This is a genomic window from Acidovorax sp. NN32, assembly GCF_057597245.1.
Genome location: NZ_CP199679.1, coordinates 2449917 through 2471200, shown reverse-complemented (window position 1 = coordinate 2471200; position 21284 = coordinate 2449917). Strand labels below are relative to the sequence as shown.

Annotated in this window: 23 protein-coding genes; 13 read left to right on the top strand and 10 right to left on the bottom strand. The window is 66.1% G+C overall.

All coding sequences use genetic code 11. The features are described from left to right. The first annotated feature begins 184 nt into the window (after nt 1-184). Nucleotides 185-478 carry a hypothetical protein gene (locus ACT89O_RS11635; protein ID WP_055397528.1) on the top strand — a complete coding sequence of 98 codons (294 nt, stop codon included), beginning with the start codon at nt 185-187 and terminating at the stop codon, nt 476-478. A 259-nt stretch (nt 479-737) separates the two neighbouring features. Here the strand turns inward: ACT89O_RS11635 and ACT89O_RS11630 are convergent, their stop codons facing one another. The 4 genes from ACT89O_RS11630 to ACT89O_RS11615 all read right to left on the bottom strand — a co-directional run bounded on the left by ACT89O_RS11630 (nt 738) and on the right by ACT89O_RS11615 (nt 5057). Beyond that, nucleotides 738-1877 carry a zinc-binding dehydrogenase gene (locus ACT89O_RS11630; RefSeq protein WP_487262722.1) on the bottom strand — a complete coding sequence of 380 codons (1140 nt, stop codon included), beginning with the start codon at nt 1875-1877 and terminating at the stop codon, nt 738-740. Between the two features lie 214 nt (nt 1878-2091). Further along, nucleotides 2092-3333 (bottom strand): MFS transporter, encoded by a 1242-nt coding sequence (locus tag ACT89O_RS11625; RefSeq protein WP_487262721.1) that lies wholly within the window; start codon nt 3331-3333, stop codon nt 2092-2094. 3 nt (nt 3334-3336) lie between these two features. Beyond that, nucleotides 3337-4476 (bottom strand): alpha/beta hydrolase, encoded by a 1140-nt coding sequence (locus tag ACT89O_RS11620; protein ID WP_487262720.1) that lies wholly within the window; start codon nt 4474-4476, stop codon nt 3337-3339. Nucleotides 4477-4586: 110 nt separating this feature from the next. Further along, entirely contained in the window at nt 4587-5057 is a 471-nt protein-coding gene (locus ACT89O_RS11615; protein WP_487262719.1) for a cyclophilin-like fold protein, read from the bottom strand. Nucleotides 5058-5153: 96 nt separating this feature from the next. Here ACT89O_RS11615 and ACT89O_RS11610 point away from each other — a divergent pair, with 96 nt between their 5' ends. The 3 genes from ACT89O_RS11610 (at nt 5154) to ACT89O_RS11600 (ending at nt 7002) form a co-directional block, all read left to right on the top strand. Further along, entirely contained in the window at nt 5154-6044 is an 891-nt protein-coding gene (locus ACT89O_RS11610) for a LysR family transcriptional regulator (RefSeq protein ID WP_121419893.1), read from the top strand. Nucleotides 6045-6194: 150 nt separating this feature from the next. Beyond that, nucleotides 6195-6674 (top strand): MerR family transcriptional regulator, encoded by a 480-nt coding sequence (locus ACT89O_RS11605; RefSeq protein WP_055397539.1) that lies wholly within the window; start codon nt 6195-6197, stop codon nt 6672-6674. After that, a complete protein-coding gene (locus ACT89O_RS11600; protein WP_121506623.1) occupies nt 6601-7002 on the top strand; it encodes a carboxymuconolactone decarboxylase family protein in 402 nt (133 codons plus the stop codon). Before ACT89O_RS11605 ends, ACT89O_RS11600 begins: the two co-directional genes overlap by 74 nt. A gap of 39 nt (nt 7003-7041) precedes the next feature. Here ACT89O_RS11600 and ACT89O_RS11595 read toward each other — a convergent pair whose 3' ends face one another. Both ACT89O_RS11595 and ACT89O_RS11590 read right to left on the bottom strand, forming a co-directional pair. Then, nucleotides 7042-7629: an Lcl C-terminal domain-containing protein gene (locus ACT89O_RS11595; RefSeq protein ID WP_487262718.1), complete on the bottom strand. Its 588-nt coding sequence runs from the start codon at nt 7627-7629 to the stop codon at nt 7042-7044. A gap of 102 nt (nt 7630-7731) precedes the next feature. After that, the gene (locus ACT89O_RS11590; RefSeq protein WP_487262717.1) at nt 7732-8715 is read right to left on the bottom strand and encodes a LysR family transcriptional regulator; all 984 of its coding nucleotides are present in this window, start codon (nt 8713-8715) and stop codon (nt 7732-7734) included. 166 nt (nt 8716-8881) lie between these two features. Between ACT89O_RS11590 and ACT89O_RS11585 the strand changes: the two genes are divergently transcribed. The 3 genes from ACT89O_RS11585 to ACT89O_RS11575 all read left to right on the top strand — a co-directional run bounded on the left by ACT89O_RS11585 (nt 8882) and on the right by ACT89O_RS11575 (nt 11932). After that, entirely contained in the window at nt 8882-9973 is a 1092-nt protein-coding gene (locus tag ACT89O_RS11585) for a tartrate dehydrogenase (protein ID WP_487262716.1), read from the top strand. A 170-nt stretch (nt 9974-10143) separates the two neighbouring features. After that, nucleotides 10144-11103, top strand: coding sequence for a Bug family tripartite tricarboxylate transporter substrate binding protein (locus tag ACT89O_RS11580; RefSeq protein ID WP_487262851.1), 960 nt, complete (start codon nt 10144-10146; stop codon nt 11101-11103). Between the two features lie 55 nt (nt 11104-11158). Then, on the top strand, nt 11159-11932 hold the full coding sequence (locus tag ACT89O_RS11575; RefSeq protein ID WP_487262715.1) for a GNAT family N-acetyltransferase: 774 nt from the start codon (nt 11159-11161) through the stop codon (nt 11930-11932). 168 nt (nt 11933-12100) lie between these two features. Here the strand turns inward: ACT89O_RS11575 and ACT89O_RS11570 are convergent, their stop codons facing one another. Further along, nucleotides 12101-12766 carry a methionine ABC transporter permease gene (locus ACT89O_RS11570; protein WP_055397552.1) on the bottom strand — a complete coding sequence of 222 codons (666 nt, stop codon included), beginning with the start codon at nt 12764-12766 and terminating at the stop codon, nt 12101-12103. An 11-nt stretch (nt 12767-12777) separates the two neighbouring features. Continuing rightward, the gene (locus ACT89O_RS11565; RefSeq protein ID WP_487262714.1) at nt 12778-13833 is read right to left on the bottom strand and encodes a methionine ABC transporter ATP-binding protein; all 1056 of its coding nucleotides are present in this window, start codon (nt 13831-13833) and stop codon (nt 12778-12780) included. A gap of 295 nt (nt 13834-14128) precedes the next feature. On the opposite strand from ACT89O_RS11565, the gene ACT89O_RS11560 reads away from it, so the two are divergent. The 4 genes from ACT89O_RS11560 (at nt 14129) to arsB (ending at nt 16808) form a co-directional block, all read left to right on the top strand. Continuing rightward, nucleotides 14129-14455: an ArsR/SmtB family transcription factor gene (locus ACT89O_RS11560; RefSeq protein ID WP_055397556.1), complete on the top strand. Its 327-nt coding sequence runs from the start codon at nt 14129-14131 to the stop codon at nt 14453-14455. A 51-nt stretch (nt 14456-14506) separates the two neighbouring features. Then, the gene (locus ACT89O_RS11555) at nt 14507-15010 is read left to right on the top strand and encodes an ArsI/CadI family heavy metal resistance metalloenzyme (protein WP_228894975.1); all 504 of its coding nucleotides are present in this window, start codon (nt 14507-14509) and stop codon (nt 15008-15010) included. Nucleotides 15011-15023: 13 nt separating this feature from the next. After that, complete coding sequence (locus ACT89O_RS11550; protein WP_218299661.1) at nt 15024-15536, top strand: arsenate reductase ArsC; 513 nt, start codon at nt 15024-15026, stop codon at nt 15534-15536. Between the two features lie 249 nt (nt 15537-15785). Then, entirely contained in the window at nt 15786-16808 is a 1023-nt protein-coding gene (gene arsB, locus ACT89O_RS11545; RefSeq protein WP_142150574.1) for an ACR3 family arsenite efflux transporter, read from the top strand. 21 nt (nt 16809-16829) lie between these two features. Here the strand turns inward: arsB and ACT89O_RS11540 are convergent, their stop codons facing one another. Further along, nucleotides 16830-18026 (bottom strand): MFS transporter, encoded by a 1197-nt coding sequence (locus tag ACT89O_RS11540; RefSeq protein WP_487262713.1) that lies wholly within the window; start codon nt 18024-18026, stop codon nt 16830-16832. 239 nt (nt 18027-18265) lie between these two features. Between ACT89O_RS11540 and ACT89O_RS11535 the strand changes: the two genes are divergently transcribed. After that, nucleotides 18266-18862 carry a putative pterin-binding protein gene (locus ACT89O_RS11535; protein WP_487262712.1) on the top strand — a complete coding sequence of 199 codons (597 nt, stop codon included), beginning with the start codon at nt 18266-18268 and terminating at the stop codon, nt 18860-18862. Between the two features lie 111 nt (nt 18863-18973). Here the strand turns inward: ACT89O_RS11535 and ACT89O_RS11530 are convergent, their stop codons facing one another. Continuing rightward, entirely contained in the window at nt 18974-20218 is a 1245-nt protein-coding gene (locus ACT89O_RS11530; protein ID WP_487262711.1) for an MFS transporter, read from the bottom strand. A 97-nt stretch (nt 20219-20315) separates the two neighbouring features. Between ACT89O_RS11530 and ACT89O_RS11525 the strand changes: the two genes are divergently transcribed. Beyond that, nucleotides 20316-21269 (top strand): LysR family transcriptional regulator, encoded by a 954-nt coding sequence (locus ACT89O_RS11525; protein ID WP_487262710.1) that lies wholly within the window; start codon nt 20316-20318, stop codon nt 21267-21269. Nucleotides 21270-21284 lie beyond the last annotated feature (15 nt).

Genomic DNA, 21284 nt, shown 5'->3' with positions numbered 1-21284 from the left:
GAAGGATTGTTCTCAATACTGGAACAGTTAGTTCGCGACCAGGTAGTTTTTCCGTGAACACCATCGGCGTACAGTTCATCCCATCGATGAGCCGAACCCGCAAGGCGACTCACCGAACCCGGTTCAGGAATGGTTTTTGACCCGGCTTTTTTGAGACGCTTTTTAACCTTCAAGGATTTTCATCATGAACAAGACCGCCCGTTTCCTCTCCGTCGCTGCTGTTGCCGCTTTCGCTTCTTTTGGCGCCCAGGCTGACGAAGCCGACAGCTCGCAATTCGCCCTGAAGTTCGAAACGAACCGCACCCGCGCTGAAGTGGCCGCTGAAGCCGCAACCGTCGCCCAGACCCGCAGCCAGGAACCTGCTGGTTCGCGTGTGGTGACCTACACCTCTACTGCTGACCGCGCTGCCGTGCGTGCCCAGGCAGCAGAAGCCCTGCGCACCGGCCAGATCCCCCACGGCGAATTCAGCGCCATGTAATTGGCAGACCAACTGCTTGAGATTGGTTGAAGCAGTTGCGGGACTTCCCATGGTGGTGGCACTTTGCATTTGCGGGTGGCGCTGCCATGGGGAGTGTTAACTGAACCGCAGGGGCGGGCAGGCAGATCGGGCTCCCTTTGGGAGCCCTTTTTGTTGGCGCACGCGGCGTCGGCTGGCTACATGGCACTTACCGGGCTTGCCTGGCGCCTGCGGTAATGGACCGTCCCTCAAGGCACCGGAAGCGCCCCTGCAACGTCGCTTACAGCGACGGGTCGATCAATACCTTGGCCCCAGTATTGCGCGGGCCGTAGAACGCAATGGACACGGCACTCAGCGCGCCTGCCAGCGACACGGTGCGCGCGTAGTGGCTGGCGAACGTGGTCTTCAGCTCGGCCGCCACGCGCTGGCGCAGCGCCTGCGTTGCTTCTTCGCCAATCTTCTGCAGAAACGGAAACAGCAGCCACCCGCCCACGCCCCAGGCCATGCCAAAGGTACGCTGGATCTCGGTGGGGCGCGTGTCCAGGTGGCCGTACAGATACACCTGCTTGTGCACGGCCGAGCCGTAGCGGCTGTATTCCTTGGCCTTGCGGTTGATGGCCGCCTCCATGCACTGCAGGATCTGCCCCGCCAGCGTGCCGCCGCCCGTGGCATCAAACGCAATGGTGGCGCCAGTGGCGGCCAGCGCGTCGGTCAGCTCGGCCATGAAATCGGGCGCACTGCTGTCGCACACGTACTGGGCACCCAGTTCGCGCAACAGTTCCGCTTGCTCGGGCTTGCGCACGATGTTGACCAGGCCGACACCATCCTTCTGGCAAATCTTGAGCAGCATCTGGCCCAGGTTGCTGGCCGCAGCGGTGTGCACCAGCGCGGTGTGGCCTTCGCGCTTCATGGTTTCGACCATGCTCAGCGCAGTCAGCGGGTTGACAAAACACGACGCGCCCTCAGCCGCCGTGGTGCCGGGCGGCAGCGGCAGACACTGCGCTGCAGGCATGGCGCGGTACTGCGAATACATGGCGCCACCAATCACTGCCACCGTGCGGCCCAGCAGCGCCTGCGCAGCGGGCGATGCACCCGCAGCCACCACCAGACCGGCGCCCTCGTTGCCCACGGGCATGCTCTGGCCCAGGCGTGCCGCCATGCCGGGCATGGCGCGCTCGGGGATGCGAGCCGTGGCCACCGGCCGCTCGGCCGTGCCCGCGACCTGCACGGTGGACAGATCAGCCGGGCCCAGCAGCAGGCCAATGTCCGATGGGTTGATGGGCGTGGCCTGTACCTGAATCAACACTTCGTCAGGCCCTGGCGTGGGCACGGGTGTCGGCTCCAGGCTAATCTGCAAGGTGCCATTGGCTTGTACAAGCGAGCGCAGCTGCAGCGCGGTGGTAGGGATGGATGGGTTCATGGAAGACTCGCAGTGGGATGATGGAAATGGAGCCGCGCACATGAAGCGGCGCGACGTGGGGGGAGGCTGGGGTGCCAGCAGGTCACAGCCTCTCCACCTGCCGCGCCATTTTTCACCAGGACGCCGGGTTTTGCTGTCCCCTCGGTTTTGCACCCCACATCGCCGTCAGTTTGCTGGCGCGCAATGCACGCGTTCACCCCATCTCCTTCAACCTTCAACTACCGACAAAAGCACGGCCCTCGGACCTGCCAGAGCGCCAGGTCAGCAAGACCAGCAACGCGGCCACCACCAACAAAACAGCGCTGACGACAAAGGTGCTCTGGTATCCGCTGCGGTCAAACAGCAGGCCCCCCACCGTGGAGCCCAGGCCGATAGCCAGTTGGACCACCGCCACCATGAGGCCGCCTCCGGCTTCTGCGTCTCTCGGCATCGACCGGGCGACCCATGTCCACCAGCCCACCGGCGCGGCCGTAGCCACCAGGCCCCACACACCCAGCAAGGCAGTGACAGCGGTGAGCTGGTCACCCAAACAGATCAGCGCGATGGCGATGAGCGCCATCAAGACGGGTGCCATGAACAGCGTTGGGTAAAAGCCTCTGGCCAGCGCCGCGCCGACGAGCGTGGTGCCCACAAAGCCCGCCACCCCGATCACCAGCAGGATGAACGACAAGGTGAACCCACCCACATGCGTGACGGTCTCCAGAAATGGACGCAGGTAGGTAAACAGCACAAACTGTCCCATGAAAAAGCAGCCCACTGCCAGCATGCCCACGGCAATCATCCGGCGCCGGAGCAGTCTAAAAACAAGGCCAGAGGCCCCAGAGCGCCGGGGCCCGGCAGGCATCGGCGGCAGGCTCACCCACTGCCAGATGAAGGCCAGTACCGCCACCGGCACCAGGCAGAAGAAAGCCCCGCGCCAGCCAATCACGGCCCCCAGATAGCTGCCGAGCGGCGCCGCCACCACCGTGGCCAGCGCGTTGCCACCATTGAAGATGGCCAGGGCCCGTGGCACCTGCTGCGCGGGCACCAGCCGCATGGCCGTGGCGGCCGACATCGACCAAAAGCCTCCCACCACCACCCCAATGAGCGCGCGCCCCACCATGTACACCGCGTAGTTCGGTGCCAGTGCAATGACCGCGCCAGATAAGCACATCAGCGCCGTAAGGCCCAGAAGCAGGGTCTTGCGGTCCATCCTGCCTGCCAGCGCTGCAATGCTCAGGCTGGTGAGCACGGCGAAGGCGCCCGATATCGCAATGCCCTGCCCGGCCCAACCCTCACTGACACCCAGGTCTGCGGCCATGGGTGTGAGCAGGCTGACTGGCATGAACTCCGACGCGATCAGCGCAAACACGCAGAGCGTCATCGCCAAAACGCCGCTCCAGCGCGCGGGCTGCGCCGCCGCCCCGTCTTCACCGCCTGTGTGGTGCGGCGGGGCGTCGCAAACCTGGGTGGTCATTGCTTAAGCCAGGTGTTTGCCAAAGAACGCCGTCAACTTGCCCCATGGGATCAGGTTCACACGGTCATACAGATCCACATGGCCAGCACCGGGGACGATGTGCAGCTCCTTCGGCTCGGCAGCGCGCTTGAAGGCGTCTTCGCTGAACTCCTTGGAATGCGCCTGGTCACCCGTGATGAAGAGCATGGGGCGCGGAGAAATTGTCTCGATGTCATTGAACGGGTAGAAGTTCATGAACTTGACGTTGCTGGTCAGCGTGGGGTGGGTGGTGGTTTTGGCTGAGCCGCCCTTGGGTGTGACCTCGCCACGCGGGGTGCGGTAGAAGTCATAGAACTCCCGCTGAATGGGGTGTGTGTCTGCCGTCAGCTCGTGCACCGTGCCACCGGTGTACTGGATGGCCCCGCCGGTGAATTCCACGTAGCGCTGCTCGGCAGCGGCGGCAATGATCTGCTTGCGCTGCTCCAAAGTCTGCGAGTGGTTCAGCGCATCACGGTTGGCAGCACCCATGTCGTACATGCTGACGGTGGCGATGGCCTTCATGCGCGGGTCGATCTTGGCGGCGCTGATGACAAAGCTGCCGCTGCCGCACACGCCAATGGCCCCAATGCGCTCGCGGTCCACCATCGCCTGCGTGCCCAGAAAATCCACCGCTGCGCTGAAAGCCTCGGCATAGATGTCTGGCGCCACCGCGTTGCGCGGCTGGCCCTCGCTCTCACCCCAGAAAGGCAAGTCCAGCGACAGCGCGACAAACCCCAGCTCCGCCATCTTGGTGGCATACAGGTTGGCGCTTTGTTCCTTGACTGCGCCCATGGGGTGGCCCACCAGAATGGCCGGATTTTTCTTGCTGCGGTCCAGGTTCTTGGGCACAAACAGGTTGCCAGCCACCGCCATGCGGTACTGGTTCTTGAAGGTCACCTTGCGCACGGCCACCTTGTCGCTTTGGTAGAAATTGTCGGCGCCGCTGAGCTTGCCGGGCGCTGGCTGCGGCCCCGCTGCCACCGCACTACCACCCGCGGCAGACAGCCCGCCCCATACCGCCGCACCGAAGCCCGCCCGGATGAGGAAGTCGCGCCGGTCCGAGGTGAGGGGGGCTGTGCCGGGTATTGGGTGCTGTGCGTGGATGGTGGAGAGTGTGTTGTGCATGTTCGATGCTCCTGGGGAGGAAGGAAATTGGGGAAGGACGAGAAATCGAGAAATGAAGGCGGGGGTCGAGGGCGCGCCTTCGTTGGACGCTCCAATGCTTTGTCCGCGCGTCAATCGCTGGCGCGTTCGATACGCACCTTCAAAGGCCCCTGGCGCTGGAACGCGGGCAGGCCCGTGTCCACTCTGCCGAGCCGCACCAGGCCGCGTGCATAGGCGTCATCGCCCACAAAAATCGCCAGATTGCCCCAGGGCGCGTAGTAGTTGATGTCACCGGTTTTGGGGGTGATGCCCGCCGGGGCCCCATCCGCCGACAGCTTGCGCGGCAGGGTGGCGATGCGTTCGATCTCCGCGTAGTTCTGCAACGTCAGCGACAGCGGCAGCTGGGCCAAAAAATCGCGCGCTGCGGCGTTGTTGTCCAGGGTGGCGGTGGCAATGGCACCATCGATATGCAGATGAATTTTCATGGGGCCCTGCTGTGCAAAGGTGGTGGCGGGCATCACCCCGGCCGCCAGGGTGAATGCCAAGACGACACCCGCCAGGGCGCGGCGTTGGAAGGGGTGGGTGCTGATGCGTTGTGCCATGGCAAGAAGTTTGCCCAGCATTGCTTGCGCCGACTAGATAATGAATGGCGAATGGGTTTATAAGGCTGGCTAACCAATCAATTCAGAGAATCAGACATGGCGAGACGCAACCTGAACGATCTGCTGGCCTTTGTCACCGTGGCGCGCGAGGGCAGCTTCACCCGGGCCGCAGCCACTCTGGGCGTCACGCAGTCCGCGCTGAGCCAGACCATCCGTGGCCTTGAAGAGCGCCTGCAGATCCGGCTGCTCACACGCACCACGCGCAGCGTCTCGCCCACACCAGCGGGCGAACGCCTGATGCAAGCCATCGGTCACCGCTTTGACGAGATTGAGGCCGAGCTGGATGCGCTGACCGCACTGCGCGACAAACCCGCAGGCACTGTGCGCATCACCTGCGGCGACCACGTCATGCACACCACGCTGCTGCCCAAGCTCATGCCACTGTTGCACGACAACCCCGACATCACGCTGGAGTTCGACATGAACTACGGCTTTCGCGACATAGTGGCCGACCGTTTTGACGCCGGGGTGCGCCTGGGCAACACCATCGACAAGGACATGATTGCCATGCCCATCGGCCCGCCGCTTCGCATGGCCGTGGTCGCATCGCCCAGCTACTTTGCCGCCCATCCCATTCCCAAAACCCCGCACGACCTGACGGCGCACCGGTGCATCAACCAGCGCATGCCTACCTCGGGCGGCCTGTACGTGTGGGACTTTGCGCGCAAAGGCAAACAGGTCAACGTGCGGGTAGATGGCCCGCTGATCTTCAACACCGCCCCGCCCCAGGTCGATGCAGCGTTGGCTGGGCTGGGCATTGCGCTGCTGCCCGAGGACGAACTGGCCACCCACATCGAAGACGGACGCCTGGTCCGAGTGCTGGAAGACTGGTGCCCACCGTTCGCGGGCTACCACCTGTACTACCCCAGTCGGCGCCAGCCATCGCCTGCGTTTTCGCTGGTGCTGCAGGCGTTGCAGCTGCGGTGAAGAGACTGCTTGCAAGCACGCGGGTGGCTAGAGATCCACGAGGCTGCGGATACGAACAAGGGTTAGACAGCGGCCTGTTGCGACCCCTTGTCACGTTGGAACGATTCAGTGCTTGACTTAGAGTGCACTCCAACTTTCAGAATCGTTCCCATGGCATCCCTCCTCACCATTGCCGAAGTCGCCGAACGCACGGGCCTGACCGCGCACACGCTGCGCTACTACGAGCGCGCCGGGCTGATTGCGCCCGTGGCGCGCGCGCCGGGTGGCCAGCGCCGCTATGCGGCTTCGGACATGGAATGGATCGGATTCCTGCTGCGCCTGCGCGAGACCCAGATGCCCATCGGGCAGATGCAGGCCTTCGCGCGGCTGCGCAGCGAAGGGAACACCACCGCCCCCGAACGGCGCGAGCTGCTGGAGCATCACCTTGCTCAGGTGCTTGCAACCATCACCGCCATGCAGCAAGCCGCACAGGCGCTGCAAGCCAAGATCGCGCACTACCGGGATCTGGAGGCTTCCCTTCGCCACACACCCTCGTCACCCCGCCAAGGAAGCACCCATGTCCCCCGAAACCAATCCCCGTTATCTCCAGGGCCTCGCCAAGCTGCGCGAAATCGACGGCCACGCCGGTGAGCACGTCGTCGCCAGCCTGGCCGACATTGCCCCGGATTTCGCCCGTTACCTGATCGAGTTTCCGTTTGGCGACATCTATTCCCGACCCGGACTGGACCTGCGCAGCCGCGAAATTGCAGTGATCGCTGCTTTGACTGCGCTGGGCAACGCGACACCACAGCTCAAGGTGCACTTGCAGGCGGCGCTGAACGTGGGCGTCACCCGTGAAGAAATAGTGGAAGTCCTCATGCAGATGGCTGTTTACGCAGGCTTTCCCGCCGCGCTGAACGGACTGGCCGCTGCCCGCGAAGTGTTTGCGGCGGGCGACGCGGAAACGGTGGCAGCATGAGGTGCCTGAGCCGCTACCTGCTCCGTGCGACGTCTGCGGCTACTTCCCCGCCCCCACCGGCGGCGGCCGCACCAGCCGCACGGGCAGCTTGCTGGCCCGCGCCGCATCGCCCCGTGCCTCGCCGGTGGACAGGTTCACGGCCCAGCCGTTGATCATGGCAGCCTGCCGTACGCCATCGCCCGCGCGGCCTTGCGCGATGTTGCCGTAGGTGTATGGGTTGACGCTGGGCGCACTCACGTTGCTGGTGGATGACCAGTGCCACTGGCCCGGCGCGGCCGGGAACAGGATGGGGTTGAGGCCCGGGGGAGACAGCGACTTGTCCACCAGCCGCTGCAGTTCCGCCGCGCGGGGAAGGCGCCAACCCACGCCCTCGGCCTTCCAGCGGTCGGTGGCAAGAGTGGTGGCTTCAGCACGGTCCAGCAGCAACGGCTTGCCGGTGCAGGTCTTGCCCGTCCACTGCATACCTTCCACACAACGCGGCCAGGCCAGGCCTGCGCGCGCATCAAGTACATAGGCGCCATCGACCGACAGAGACCAGTCTTGGGCTGCGGTGGAGTCGGTAGCCAGCACCGGCAGGGCTGTGAGGGCGCATGCCAGCGCGGCAAAAAGCTGCGAAAGTGGTTTCATGGGTAAAAGCCTGGTCTGGGCAGGGCAGCGGAAGAAGGCGGGCAAAACGGACTCGGATGGCGACACCCTACCCGCACAGCGACACCAGCGCCACCCCGCAGATCAGGAAACCTGCATTGCGCTTTTACCCAGCTTGCCCGGCTTGGTCGGCTTGGCGGGCACAGCGGCCGGTGCCCCCGACGCTGCCAGCGCCTCGGCCAGAAACCCCACAAACGCCTGCACGCGGGTGGAGAACTGGTGCCGCTGCGGGTACACCGCATAGATGTCAGCCGCCGGGGTCTGGTAGTGCGGCAGCACGGGCTCCAGCAGACCCTGGGCCAGGTGGCGGTTCACGTCCCACTCGGCGCGCATCACGATGCCGTGGCCCTGCAGAGCCCACAGCACGGCGATCTCGCCGTCGTTGGTGGTCAAGTTGCCGGTGATCTTGATCGACTCGGTGTGCGCCTTGCTGCCGCGCCCGGTGGTCAGGCGCCACAGGCCATAGGCCTCGTCGCCCTGGCGGATGCCGATGCACTGGTGCTCCATCAGGTCGCGCGGCACCCGGGGCCTGCCATGGCGGTCCAGGTAGGCGGGCGCAGCGCACAGCACGCGCCGGTTGGGTGCGATGCGGCGGGCAATCACGCGGCCGTCGGGCGGTTCGCCAAAACGCACGCACACATCGTAGGCGTCGTCGGTGATCGGCGGCGGGTGCACCGACAGCTGCAGTTGCACATCCACATCGGGGTACTGGCGCACAAAGTCCGAAATCACGGGCGCGATGTGCATACGGCCAAAGCCCAGCGTGGCGTTCACGCGCAGCAGGCCCTTGGGGCTGGCCTTGGACTGCACGATGAGTTCATCGAGCGCATCGATCTCGCGCAGGATGCGGCGCGCGTGCTCCAGCAGCAGCTCGCCCTCGGGCGTGAGGCTCATGCGGCGCGTGGTGCGGTTGACCAGCACCACACCCAGGCGCTTTTCCATCTGCGTGAGGTGCTTGCTGACCGCCGCCGTGGAGACCCCCATTTCGCGCCCTGCGGCGCTCAGGCTGGGGCTGGCGGCCAGCGCAGAAAAGAAGCCCAGTTCTGCGGGCTGGATGGTGGAACTCATCTGCTACGGCCTTAACTTCAAGTTAACGATGGATTCACTTTAGCGGCGTTCTGCAAAAGCGTCCAGGCCTACAGTCCCTCTACCGTTTGGTTTCTCCTGTGTCTCTCTTTCACGCCTGTGCCTTGCTGCACGGGCATTTCCAGACATTTTTCACCCAGGCCTCTGCATGACAACCTATCAAATCGCCACCATCCCCGGAGACGGCATCGGCAAGGAAGTGATTCCCGCCAGCCAACGCGTGCTGGAAGCCCTGGCCGCCCGCCACCCCGGCCTGCAATTCGAGTTTGAAAACTTCGACTGGGGCGGCGACTGGTACCGCGCGCACGGCGTGATGATGCCGGCCGACGGGCTGGATGCCTTGCGCGGCAAGGACGCCATCCTGTTTGGCTCGGCGGGTGACCCGGACATCCCCGACCACATCACGCTCTGGGGCCTGCGCCTCAAGATCTGTCAGGGGTTCGATCAGTACGCCAACGTGCGGCCCACGCGCATCCTGCCGGGCATCGACGCGCCGCTCAAGCGCTGCACGCCCAAGGACCTGGACTGGGTCATCGTGCGCGAAAACTCCGAAGGCGAATACTCGGGCGTGGGCGGCCGCGTGCACCAGGGCCACCCCATCGAGGCGGCCACCGATGTCTCCATCATGACCCGCGTGGGCGTGGAGCGCATCCTGCGCTTTGCCTTCCGCCTGGCGCAATCGCGCCCCCGCAAGCAACTCACCGTCATCACCAAGAGCAACGCGCAGCGCCACGCGATGGTGATGTGGGACGAGATTGCCGCGCAGGTGGCGGCCGAGTTCCCCGATGTGAAATGGGACAAGGAGCTGGTGGACGCCGCCACGGCCCGCATGGTCAACCGCCCCGCCACGCTCGACACCATCGTCGCCACCAACCTGCATGCGGACATCCTCAGCGACCTGGCCGCCGCACTGGCGGGCAGCCTGGGCATTGCGCCCACCGGCAACATCGACCCCGAGCGCCGCTACCCCAGCATGTTCGAGCCCATCCACGGCTCGGCGTTCGACATCATGGGTAAGGGCCTGGCCAACCCCATCGGCACCTTCTGGTCGGTGGTCATGCTGCTGGAGCACCTGGGCGAGGTGGATGCGGCCCGCGCCGTGATGCAGGCCATCGAGCAAGTCACCGCCAACCCGGCCCTGCACACCCGCGACCTGGGCGGCACGGCCACCACGGCGCAGGTGACCGATGCGGTGTGCGCGCTGATCAGCGGCAAAGAGACCGAGCGCAAAGCCGCCTGAAAGCAATCGTTCAACGCCCGCAAGAACGGGCCTGGACGCCACACGGCGGGCACCACCACAAGGCCGCAAAGGCCACACAGCCGCCGCCCCCATCCTTTAGGAGACAAACCATGCATCGCCCTACCCCCGGCCCCACCGCCATCGCCCACCCGCTGCGCCGTCAACACCTGATGGCACTGGCGGCGCTGGCCGCAGCCGCCTGCCTGCTACCTGGCAAAACTGTCCACGCACAGGCCTGGCCCAGCAAACCCGTCACCCTCGTCGTGCCGTTTGCAGCGGGCGGCACCACCGACGTGCTGGCGCGTGCGCTGGGCGAAAAGCTCAGCACCGCGCTGGGCCAGCCCGTGATCGTGGAAAACCGGGGCGGCGCGGGCGCCACCATTGGCGCCGACTACGTGGCCAAGGCCGCACCCGACGGCTACACGCTGCTGATGGGCGCGGTGCACCACACCATTGCCACCAGCGTCTACAAAAAGCTCAGCTACGACTTTCAAAAGAGCTTTTCACCCATCACCACCGTGGCCCTGGTGCCCAACGTGCTGGCCGTGAGCGCCATCACGCCCGCCAAGGATGTGAAGGAACTCGTGGCCCTGATCAAGGCCGCGCCCGACAAGTTTTCGTATGGCTCCAACGGCGCGGGCACGGCGCAGCACCTGATCGGCACGCAGTTCTCGACCACCATCGGCCAGCCTGTGCTGCATGTGCCCTACAAGGGCAGCGGCCCGCTGACCACCGACCTGCTGGGCGGGCAGGTGTCGATGTCGTTCGACACCATCACGCCCGTGCTGCCCCACATCAAGGCGGGCAAGCTGCGCGCGCTGGCGGTGACCACGGCCAAGCGGTCCTCATCGCTGCCGGATGTGCCCACGCTGCAGGAGGCCGGTTTTGCGGGCTTAGACATCGGCACCTGGTTTGGAGTGCTGGCCCCGGCACGCACACCCGCCGATGTGGTGGCCAGGCTGAACGCCGAGATGGTCAAGGTGATCCAGTCGCCCGACTTCAAGAAGCGCATGCAGGACATTGGCGCCGAGCCCATTGGCAACACACCCGCGCAGATGGCCGAGCAGATAGCCAGCGACACCACACGCTTTGCCAAGCTGGTGGCCGACCACAAGATCACCACCGACTGAACCGACCGAAACGACTGACTATGTGCCCAAGGGGCGGGTTGGTATAACACCTTCCATGACGCCCAACACCATCGAGCCCACCGTTCCCGTCGCCCTCATCCGCGCCCTTGAAGAGCGCGCCTTCAACGCCTGGCCGGCACACCAGACGGTGTTCCACCGGGGCTGGGTGTTTCGGCTGTCGGGCGGCTACACCAAGCGTGCCAACTCGGTCAACGCGCTGTTGCCCGGCGCGCCGTTTGACGGGGTGCGCGAAGCGGCAGCAGCGCTGTATGCGCGGCACGGGCTGCCCGCCGTATTCCGCATCTCGCCCCTGGCCCCGCCCGAGGCCGACCTGGAACTGGCCGAGGCGGGTTACCAGCACTTCGACCCCTCACTGGTGTTGCACCGGCCGCTGGCCCTGGGTTCGGTCGGCAAGCCCGATGGCAGCACCCACATCAGCACCACGCCCACTGCCACCTGGCTGGAGGGTTTTGCCGCCGCCAACAGCGTGCCAACGCACCACCGCGCGCTGCACAACAGCATGCTGGACCACATCGCCCACCCTGCCGCATTTGCACTGCAGCACGACGCACAAGGCCAGCCCGTGGGCTTTGGGCTGGCAGTGCTGGAGCGCGGCGCCGTGGGCCTGTACGACCTGGCCGTGGCGCCTGAGCACCGGGGCGGCGGGCGCGGGCGCGCGCTGGTCACAGCCCTGCTGCACTGGGCCGCCGAGGCCGGGGCAGCCAGCGCCTACCTGCAAGTGCGCGCGCAGAACACGCCAGCGCTGGGGCTGTACCAGTCGATGGGGTTCAAGACGGCGTATGGCTACCACTACCGGGTGCCGGGCTGAAGGGGTTTTTCAGGCTCCCTCTCCCCTTGCGGGAGAGGGAGTGAAGGTGAGGGCAGCTATGGGTGCGGAGACGGGGGCCAGAATTTATAGAAAAATGGCCGTCTGCGCGCGTCCATCATCCCTTTATAGCTACCAAATAGATAGCAAAAGAAGCAGCCAATCCAGCACTCACCGGTGGCTCAACCTGCGCACCGCCCAGTCGCCCAGGCTCTGCACGGCCTGCACAAAGAAGATCAGCACCAGCACCACGGCCAGCATGATCTCGGGCAAGAAGCGCTGGTAGCCGTAGCGGATGCCCAGGTCACCCAAACCACCGCCGCCAATCGCACCGGCCATGGCCGAGTAGCCGGTCAGGCTGACGAAGGTGATGGTCAGGCCCGCCACGATGCCGGGCAGCGCCTCGGGCAGCAGCACCTTCCACACGATCTGGCTGGTGGTGGCGCCCATGGCCTGGGCGGCTTCGACCAGGCCGTGGTCCACCTCGCGCAAGGCGGCCTCGACCAGGCGGGCCACAAACGGCGCGGCGGCAATCGTCAGCGGCACCACGGCGGCGGCGGTACCGATGGACGAGCCCGTGATGAAGCGCGTGAACGGGATGATGGCCACCAGCAGGATGATGAAAGGCGTGGAGCGCACGGCGTTCACCAGCCAGCCCACGAGCTTGTTGACGGGCCCGTTCTGCAGCACGCCGCCGTGGTCCGTGAGGCGCAGGAACACGCCCAGCGGCACACCGATGAGGCCACCCACGATGCCGGAGATGCCCACCATGATGAGCGTCTCCCACAACGAGGAGGCAAAGAGGTCCAGCATGGCCGGAGTGAAATGGTCGAACATGGCTTTCCTCCTCAGATCTCGATCGTGACTTCTTGCACCGCCACGCCGCCCGCGCGCAGGTGCTCCACCGCACCGCGCACCTGCATGGGCTCGCCGCTGGCGTACACGGCCAGCGAGCCGAAGGTCTCGTCCTGGATCTCGTCCACCTGGCCATGCAGGATGCTCATGTCCACACCAAACTCGCGGATCAGCTGCGACAGGATGGGCTGGTAGGCGCTGTCGCCCGAGTACGACAGCCGCAGCAGCCGCCCCGCGTGGCCGGGCGCCGTGGTGGCCAGCTGGCGGGTGAGCTTGCGCACATGGTCAAGCACGCTCGCAGGCAGCTCTTGCGGCAGGATTTCGTCGATCAGGCTCTTGGTGATGGCCTGCTGCGGGCGCGTGAACACATCGAGCACGCGGCCCTGCTCCACGATGCGACCGGCCTCGATCACGGCCACGCGGTCGGCCACCTGCTTGATGACCTGCATCTGGTGGGTGATGAGCACCACCGTGAGGCCCAGCTCGCGGTTGACCTGGCGCAGCAGGTCGAGGATGGAGCGGGTCGTCTCCGGGTCCAGCGCCGAGGTGGCTTCGTCGCTCAGCAACACCTTGGGGCGGCTCGCCAGCGCGCGCGCAATGCCCACGCGCTGCTTTTGCCCGCCGCTGATCTGCGCGGGGTAGCGGTCGGCCAAGTGGGCCAGGCCCACCAGCTCCAGCAGCGGGTTCACGCGCTCGCGGATCGCTGCCTTGTCCATGCCCGCCAGTTCCAGCGGTAATGCGGCGTTGTCGAACACGGTGCGCGACGACAGCAGGTTGAAGTGCTGGAAGACCATGCCGATCTCGCGCCGGGCCTCGCGCAGTTGCGCGTCGTTCAGCTGGGTCAGGTCACGGCCGCCCACGATGACCTGGCCCGTGGTGGGCCGGTTGAGCAGGTTGATGACGCGCACCAGCGAGCTTTTGCCCGCGCCGCTCTTGCCGATGATGCCGAACACTTCGCCCGGCTGGATGCTGAGGTCGATGCCACGCAGGGCTTCGACGGGGCCTTGTGGGCCCTGGTAGGTTTGGGTGATACCCCGTAAATCGATCATGGAAAGCAGTGCGCGGCAGCGGCCCCACAGTGAGTGGCCGCTGCCGCGCGGGTCTGGAAAAGGATGGGCGACTGTATCGGCGAATCGTAAGTTCACAAACGATTAAAAAATCGGGTGATTAGATCGTCGAGTTATGAAGACCGTGGTACACAGACTTCAGTAATTATGAAATTCATAGCTATCAGGGCAATACCATAGAGCGCAGACTGCCATTTTTTCTTGAATTTTCCTGACGACTCCAGAAACTTCTCCAGGCGATACTTCTATATTTCAACTTTTGTTGTATTATCGAACCATGCAAGAAACCGATGTCATCCGATCCCTCGCCGCCCTGGCCCAGGAAGTGCGCCTGCGGGTGTTCCGCGCCCTGGTGGTGGCGGGCCAGGAAGGGCTCACGCCCGGCGGGCTGTCTGAGCAGTTGGGCATTGCGCCCAACACGCTGTCGTTCCACCTCAAGGAGCTGACCCACGCGGGCCTGGTGAGCCAGGAGCGCCAGGGCCGCAACCTGATCTACCGCGCCTCGTTTGCCACCATGAACGACCTGCTGGCCTACCTGACCGAGAACTGCTGCCAGGGCGCTGCCTGCCTGACCGACGAGGCCACCGCCGCCTGCCAGTGCTGATCGCCCCCCAACAACTTCCAGCCCACGACCCACAGCCGAAAGGAAACCACCATGAAGCGATTCCACGTCCACATGCATGTCGATGACCTTGCCAAGAGCATCGCGTTCTACTCCCGGCTGTTCGCGGCCGAACCTGCGCGGGTCGAGACCGACTACGCCAAATGGATGCTCGAAGACCCGCGCGTGAACTTCGCCATCTCCACCCGGGGCGACAAGCCCGGCGTGGACCACCTGGGCTTCCAGGTGGACGAGGCCGACGAGCTGGCCGAACTCAAGGCCCGCGCCCAGGGCGCCGACATGGCCCTGCTGGACGAAGGCGCCACCACCTGCTGCTACGCCCGCAGCGACAAGCACTGGATCACCGACCCGCAGGGCGTGGCCTGGGAACACTTCCACACCTTGGGCAACATCCCCGTGTTCAACGAAGCCACTGCGCAGCAGCCAGCCCAGGCCGCGCAGGCAGCGTGCTGCCCCACAGGCGCACCGTCCGCCCCCGCGCCCGGCCAGGCCGCCTGCTGCGGCCCCACCGCCAACAACCCCAACAAGTGCTGCTGAGCCTGGAGCCACGATGAACGCCACCCCACAACGTCCTCCTTTGAACGTGCTCTTTTTGTGCACGCACAACTCCGCGCGCAGCATCCTGGCTGAGGCCTTGCTCAACGCCATGGGCCAGGGCCGCTTCAAGGCCTATTCAGCCGGCAGCAGCCCACGCGACAACCAGCAGCCCCACCCGCTGGGCCTGCAGGCGCTGGCCCACGCGGGCATCCCCACCGAAGGGCTGCGCAGCAAAAGCTGGGACGAGTTTGCCGCCCCCGGTGCGCCGCACATGGACCTGATCATCACCGTGTGCGACAACGCAGCGGGCGAGGTCTGCCCCTTCTGGCCCGGCCACCCGGCCACGGCGCACTGGGGCTATGCCGACCCGTCAGCGGGCGATGGCTCGGACGCCGACAAGGCCGAGGCCTTCCGCAAGACCCTGCACGCCATCAAGCAGCGCCTGGAGCTGCTGGTGAACCTGCCCGACGACAAGCTGGCCGCCACCGCGCTGCAAGCCACTGCCCGCAACCTGCCCAAGCAATGATGAAACACCCCCTGAGTCGCTTCACGCCTTCCCCCTCTCTCGCCTCGCTGCGCGAGCCGGGAGGGGGACGCCCCCAGCGCGGCGGGGCGGCCCTTGCGCGGGGGCGCTGGTTTAGAGCGCGCCAGTTGCATGCATCGCGGGTGGCGCGCAGCGCAATGGATAACTGAATGGACCACTGAAATGACCCTGCCACCAAGCCCTTTACAACGTGCTGCTGTCAGTGCGCTGCCCCCCTCCCCGGCCGCCGGCATGGCGGTGTTCGAGCGCTACCTCACCGTCTGGGTGCTGCTGTGCATCGTGGTGGGCATTGCGCTGGGCCAGTGGCTGCCCGGCGCGGCGCGCGCCGTGGGCGCGCTGGAGGTGGCACGCGTCAACCTGCCGGTGGGTCTGCTCATCTGGGTGATGATCATCCCCATGCTGCTGAAGGTGGACTTTGGTGCGCTGGCCGAAGTGCGCCAGCATGTGCGCGGCATTGGTGTGACGCTGTTCGTCAACTGGCTGGTCAAGCCGTTTTCGATGGCGCTGCTGGGCTGGCTGTTCATCCGCCACTGGTTTGCGCCGTACCTGCCTGCCGACCAGATCGACAGCTACATCGCCGGGCTCATTTTGCTGGCCGCCGCGCCCTGCACGGCCATGGTGTTTGTGTGGAGCCGCCTCACCGGGGGCGACCCGCTGTTCACGCTGTCGCAGGTGGCCCTCAACGACAGCATCATGATCGTGGCGTTTGCGCCGCTAGTGGCATTCTTGCTCGGCCTGTCGGCCATCACCGTGCCGTGGGACACGCTGCTCACCTCGGTGGTGCTGTACATCCTGATCCCCGTGGTGATCGCCCAGTGGCTGCGCAAGCGCCTGCTGCGCAAGGGCCAGGCCGCCTTCGACGCCGCCGTGGCACGCACCGGCCCGTGGTCCATCGCCGCGCTGCTGGCCACGCTGGTGCTGCTGTTCGCCTTTCAGGGCGAAGCCATCCTGCAGCAGCCGCTGGTCATCGCCCTGCTGGCCGTGCCCATCCTGATCCAGGTGCTGTTCAACTCCGCCCTGGCCTATGGCCTGAACCGCGCCGTGGGCGAAAAGCACAGCATTGCCTGCCCCTCGGCGCTGATCGGAGCATCCAACTTCTTCGAGCTGGCCGTGGCCACGGCGATCAGCCTGTTTGGTTTCCACTCCGGTGCGGCACTGGCCACGGTGGTGGGCGTGCTGATCGAGGTGCCCGTGATGCTGGCGGTGGTGGCCGTGGTCAACCGCAGCAAGGGCTGGTACGAGGCGCGGGGCTGACGGGTGCACCGGCGGGGCCCGTCAGGCGCCTGCCACCGCCCCACGCGCCTGTACCCGGCGCGAGATCAGCAGCCCCAGCACAAACACCCCCACCGCCGCCGCCGTGAACACTGGCGGCAGCCAGCCCCGGTCCACACTGAAGGCCACCAGCAGCACGCCCGTGGACTGCCCGAGGAACAGCAGGCACGCAAACAGCGTCACCGCCGTGCCCCGCGCCTCGGGCGCCATCTGGGTGGCCTGCACCTGCAGCGTGTTGTGCAGCATGTAAAAGCCGATGCCCGCCAAGAAGCAGCCCAGCATGGCCCAACCCACCGCAGGCGCCCAGGCCAGCAACAGCAGGCCGATGGCAATGAAGCTGGCCCCCAGCACGGCCAGCCCCCGCTCGCCCAGCGCCGCCAGCCAGCGCCGCGCAAACACGCTGTAGATCAGCCCGCCTATGCCATACAGCACCATCACGCCGCCCGCCGCAGAGGCCGACAGGCCAAACCCATCGACCATGCGCGCAGGCACAAAAGCCAGCGTGCCAAACGCGAGTGCGCCCTCAATCGCCACCACCGTGAGCACCCAGCGCACACGCGGGATGCGCAGCAGCGCCAGGGTGCCCGCCAGGTAGTTGGCCAGCGAGAACGCCGGTGCGCCCGGCACCACCACAGGGCGCAGCGCCCCGCTGGCGCGCGCATGGCGCAACAGCAGCGTGGCTGCCGTGAAGAACAGCACGGCCAGCACACCCAGCGCCGCACGCCAGCCCAGCGTTTCGGTGGCAAAGCCGCCAAACCACTGGCCCGCCATCATCCCGGTCACCGTGGCCACCATCAGCCGCGCCAGGGTCTCTTGCCGCTGCTCGTAGGCCACCTCATCGCCAATCCACGCCATCGACAGCGGAATGATCCCGGCCGCCGCAGCCCCCATGGCCGCACGCGCAACCACCAGCAGGCTGAAGCTGGGCGCCAGGGCCGTCATGGCACTGAACACCGCACACGCCGCCGTGGCGCCGATGATCACGCGCACCTTGCCTACCCGGTCGCCCAGCGGGCCATACACCAGCTGCAGCACGCCGTAAGCAACGGCAAACGCCGCAATCACGGCCGATGCATCGCCCGTGGTGATCTTGTACTCAAGGGACAGTGCCACCAGCATCGGGTCGCACACACGCATGGAGGCCATGCTGCAAAAGGCCGCCAGGCTGATCAGCCGCAGCATCGTCGAAGAAGAAGTCATGGGCGCCGATTGTGGTGCGGCTCGCGTCTGCGCGCTGGCAGGGTGCGCCATGCACCCTGGGGGTTTAAGGCCACAGGACACGCATGCCACACGGCACACGCAGCACGCGCGGCACGTCCACACAGGTACTGACACTTTTTTGGGTGGCAAGCGCCAGTCCTGCGCTTACCATGCGCCCCGGATTGATGTGCCCCATCCATCGATCAATCAACCAAGCATCACACGAGGAGAAACCGAGCATGAACAAAAGAAACTTTGTGGCTGCCAGCGTCAGCCTGGCAGGCCTGTGGACCGCCACCACCAGCAGCCACGCCGCCCCACCCGCCAAAACATCCACCAGCCCCGCCCTGCTCACCATCAGCGGCGCCATCACCCAGCCCAACCGGGGCGCGCTCGATGCCACCATCGACCAGATGATGGGCAAACACGGCATCCAGTTCGACAAAGCCCACGCGCTGGACGCCGCCGCCCTGCAGCGCATGCCCGCCGTCACCATCAAGCCCACGCTCGAATACGACAGCAAGCCCCACACGCTCAAAGGCCCCCTGCTCACCACCGTGCTGGCCGCTGCCGGTGTGGCCGCTGGCAGCCCCGTGCAGCTGGTGCTGCGCGCGGTGGACGGCTACAACGTGACCATCAGCATGGCCGACGTGCAGGCCTACCGCATGATCGTCGCCACCCACATCGACGGCCAGCCCATGGCCCTGGGCGGCCTGGGCCCGCAGTGGGCCGTGTACGACGCCGATGTGCTGCCCGCCTTCAAGGACAAGCCGGTGAAGGAACGCTTTGGCCTGTGCCCCTGGGGGCTGTATCACATTGAAGTGAAGAAGGCCTGAGGCCACCGGCAAGGTAGCCCAGCAAAAAAGAAAGAGCGGCTTCCTGGCCGCTCTGTTTTTGATAGCTGCTAGCGCTTTCCCATCAAGCGCTAGAGGCATTTTCCATTCAAATCACCGTGTCCGCCCCGCGATCCGCACCGCCAGTGCAGCCAGCGACCCCGCGGTAGCCAACGCCACAACGCCCAGCCAGCCCCACTGCGCCAGCACCAAGGCACCCAGCGCCGCACCGGCCGACATGCCGATGAACATGCCCGTGAACAGCAGCGCATTGAGCCGGCTGCGCGCCGCAGGGTCGATGCCGTACACGATGGTCTGGTGCGCCACCAGCGTGGCCTGCACGCCGAAGTCAAAGCCGATGGCGCTGACCACGATCAACCCCAGTTGGGCCTGCGCAGGCAGCAGCGGTGCCAGCGCCATCAGCGCAAACGACGCAGCGGCCAGCCCTGCGCCGAAGCGCGTCACCACCTCGGGCCCGCGCTTGTCGGCCAGGCGCCCGGCCAGTGGGGCTGCCAGTGCACCCGCCGCTCCTGCCAGGCCAAACGCGCCCGCCGCCGCCGTGCCCAGGTTGAACTGGCTGTGCAGCATCACCGCCAGCGTGGACCAGAACGCGCTGAAGCCCACGGCCAGCAGCCCCTGCGCCCAGGCCGCGCGGCGCAGCGCTGCGTGCTGGCGCCACAAGGCCACCATGGAGCCGATCAGCGCGCCATAGCCCATCTGCGTGGTGGGCGCAAAGCGCGGCAGGCCGCGCCACACCGCCACCGTCAGCAGCGCAACGGCCACCGCCGCCGCCACATACACCGTGCGCCAGCCCCACTGCTGCGCCACAAAGCCACTAACCACGCGCGACAGCAAGATGCCCAGCAGCAGCCCCGTCATCACCGTGCCCACCATGCGCCCGCGCTGTGCGGCCGGGGCCAGCGTGGCGGCAGCGGGCACCACGTCTTGCGCCACCGTAGCCGCCAGGCCCACGGCCAGGCTGGCCGCCAGCAGCGCGCCCATGCCGGGCGCCAGGCCGCTCAGCAGCAGCGCCAGCATCAGCGCGATGGACTTGATGACGATGATGCGGCGCCGGTCAAACCGGTCACCCAGCGGCGCCAGCAGCAAGATGCCCAGCGCATACCCCAGCTGCGTGAGCGTGGGCACCAGCCCCACCACGCGGCTGTCGGCCTGCATGTCGGGCCCCAGCACGCCCAGCATGGGCTGGCTGTAATACAGCGACGCCACGCTCAGCCCCGCCGTGGTCGCCAGCAGCAACAGCAGCGTCGCGCCCACCGCGCCTGCCGCACTCTCTTCAGCCAGCGCCACCGGGGCCCGCCCCGCCACACCCCTTGCATGCACATTTTGAATGGAAGACATCACAACACCATCGGTTTAAAAGGAATGGTGCGATTGTTCTATCCCGTCGCCGCGCTGGGTAGTAGGCTGAATTGCAGATTCGTTATACGCTTGACGTATGACCAACACCCTCCCGACCCAGCCGCCCGGCGCCGACCGCATCGAGCTGATGCAGACCTTTGTCCGCATCGTCGAGGCCGGCAGCCTGTCTGCCGCCGCCCAGCAGTTGGGCACCAGCCAGCCCACCGTGAGCCGCCGCCTGCAAGCGCTGGAGCGCAGCCTGGACGTCAAGCTGCTGCAGCGCTCCACCCATGTGATGAAACTGACGGAAGACGGCGACCGCTGCTTTGCCCACGCCAAAGCCCTGCTGGAAGACTGGCGCGCCATGGAAGACGACCTGCGCGGCACGGCCGACACCCCGCGCGGCACCTTGCGCGTGCTGGCGCCCCACGCCTTCGGGCAAAACCAGCTCATCCCCCCGCTGATGGACTACCTGCGCCGCTACCCCGATGTTTCGGTGGAATGGATGCTGCACGACCGCCGCCCTGACTTCATCGCAGAAGGTATTGACTGCGCCATCCAGGTGGGTGCGGTGGAAGACCCCTCGGTGGTCGCCATTCGCCTTGCCGAAGTGCCGCGCATCGTACTGGCATCGCCCGCCCTCATGGCAAGTCGGCCCACACCGCAACACGCGCAGGATCTGAAGGATCTACCCTGGCTGGCGCTCAGCACCTTCTACCAGCGCGAAGTCACCTTGACCCACCAGCACAGCAGCGAGGCCAGCACCTTCGCCATCACCCCCCGCCTGGCCACCGACAGCCTGTACGCCCTGCGCAGCGCCGCCCTGGCCGGGCTCGGCGCGTGTATTGCATCGGCGTGGATCGTAGATGCGGATCTGCGCGCAGGCGACTTGCTGCACTTGGTGCCCACCTGGCAGGCCCCCTCGTTGCCGGTGTATCTGGTGTATCCACATGCGCGGTTTTATCCGGCGCGGTTGCGGTTGTTTTTGGAGGGGATGCGGGGGGCGATGCCGGGGTTGGCGGGGATGCGGATACCCCATCGACTGCTATAAACCCACACCGCAAAA

Excerpts from the sequence above, each read along its gene's own strand:
- ACT89O_RS11530 (WP_487262711.1), bottom strand. The coding sequence starts at position 20,218 with ATGTCTTCCATTCAAAATGTGCATGCAAGGGGTGTGGCGGGGCGGGCC.
- ACT89O_RS11605 (WP_055397539.1), top strand. The coding sequence starts at position 6,195 with ATGGCATCCCTCCTCACCATTGCCGAAGTCGCCGAACGCACGGGCCTG.
- arsB (WP_142150574.1), top strand. The coding sequence starts at position 15,786 with ATGGCGGTGTTCGAGCGCTACCTCACCGTCTGGGTGCTGCTGTGCATC.
- ACT89O_RS11560 (WP_055397556.1), top strand. The coding sequence starts at position 14,129 with ATGCAAGAAACCGATGTCATCCGATCCCTCGCCGCCCTGGCCCAGGAA.
- ACT89O_RS11630 (WP_487262722.1), bottom strand. The coding sequence starts at position 1,877 with ATGAACCCATCCATCCCTACCACCGCGCTGCAGCTGCGCTCGCTTGTA.
- ACT89O_RS11550 (WP_218299661.1), top strand. The coding sequence starts at position 15,024 with ATGAACGCCACCCCACAACGTCCTCCTTTGAACGTGCTCTTTTTGTGC.
- ACT89O_RS11540 (WP_487262713.1), bottom strand. The coding sequence starts at position 18,026 with ATGACTTCTTCTTCGACGATGCTGCGGCTGATCAGCCTGGCGGCCTTT.
- ACT89O_RS11595 (WP_487262718.1), bottom strand. The coding sequence starts at position 7,629 with ATGAAACCACTTTCGCAGCTTTTTGCCGCGCTGGCATGCGCCCTCACA.
- ACT89O_RS11610 (WP_121419893.1), top strand. The coding sequence starts at position 5,154 with ATGGCGAGACGCAACCTGAACGATCTGCTGGCCTTTGTCACCGTGGCG.
- ACT89O_RS11615 (WP_487262719.1), bottom strand. The coding sequence starts at position 5,057 with ATGGCACAACGCATCAGCACCCACCCCTTCCAACGCCGCGCCCTGGCG.
- ACT89O_RS11625 (WP_487262721.1), bottom strand. The coding sequence starts at position 3,333 with ATGACCACCCAGGTTTGCGACGCCCCGCCGCACCACACAGGCGGTGAA.
- ACT89O_RS11580 (WP_487262851.1), top strand. The coding sequence starts at position 10,144 with ATGGCACTGGCGGCGCTGGCCGCAGCCGCCTGCCTGCTACCTGGCAAA.
- ACT89O_RS11600 (WP_121506623.1), top strand. The coding sequence starts at position 6,601 with ATGTCCCCCGAAACCAATCCCCGTTATCTCCAGGGCCTCGCCAAGCTG.
- ACT89O_RS11525 (WP_487262710.1), top strand. The coding sequence starts at position 20,316 with ATGACCAACACCCTCCCGACCCAGCCGCCCGGCGCCGACCGCATCGAG.
- ACT89O_RS11565 (WP_487262714.1), bottom strand. The coding sequence starts at position 13,833 with ATGATCGATTTACGGGGTATCACCCAAACCTACCAGGGCCCACAAGGC.
- ACT89O_RS11620 (WP_487262720.1), bottom strand. The coding sequence starts at position 4,476 with ATGCACAACACACTCTCCACCATCCACGCACAGCACCCAATACCCGGC.
- ACT89O_RS11575 (WP_487262715.1), top strand. The coding sequence starts at position 11,159 with ATGACGCCCAACACCATCGAGCCCACCGTTCCCGTCGCCCTCATCCGC.
- ACT89O_RS11535 (WP_487262712.1), top strand. The coding sequence starts at position 18,266 with ATGAACAAAAGAAACTTTGTGGCTGCCAGCGTCAGCCTGGCAGGCCTG.
- ACT89O_RS11590 (WP_487262717.1), bottom strand. The coding sequence starts at position 8,715 with ATGAGTTCCACCATCCAGCCCGCAGAACTGGGCTTCTTTTCTGCGCTG.
- ACT89O_RS11635 (WP_055397528.1), top strand. The coding sequence starts at position 185 with ATGAACAAGACCGCCCGTTTCCTCTCCGTCGCTGCTGTTGCCGCTTTC.
- ACT89O_RS11555 (WP_228894975.1), top strand. The coding sequence starts at position 14,507 with ATGAAGCGATTCCACGTCCACATGCATGTCGATGACCTTGCCAAGAGC.
- ACT89O_RS11570 (WP_055397552.1), bottom strand. The coding sequence starts at position 12,766 with ATGTTCGACCATTTCACTCCGGCCATGCTGGACCTCTTTGCCTCCTCG.
- ACT89O_RS11585 (WP_487262716.1), top strand. The coding sequence starts at position 8,882 with ATGACAACCTATCAAATCGCCACCATCCCCGGAGACGGCATCGGCAAG.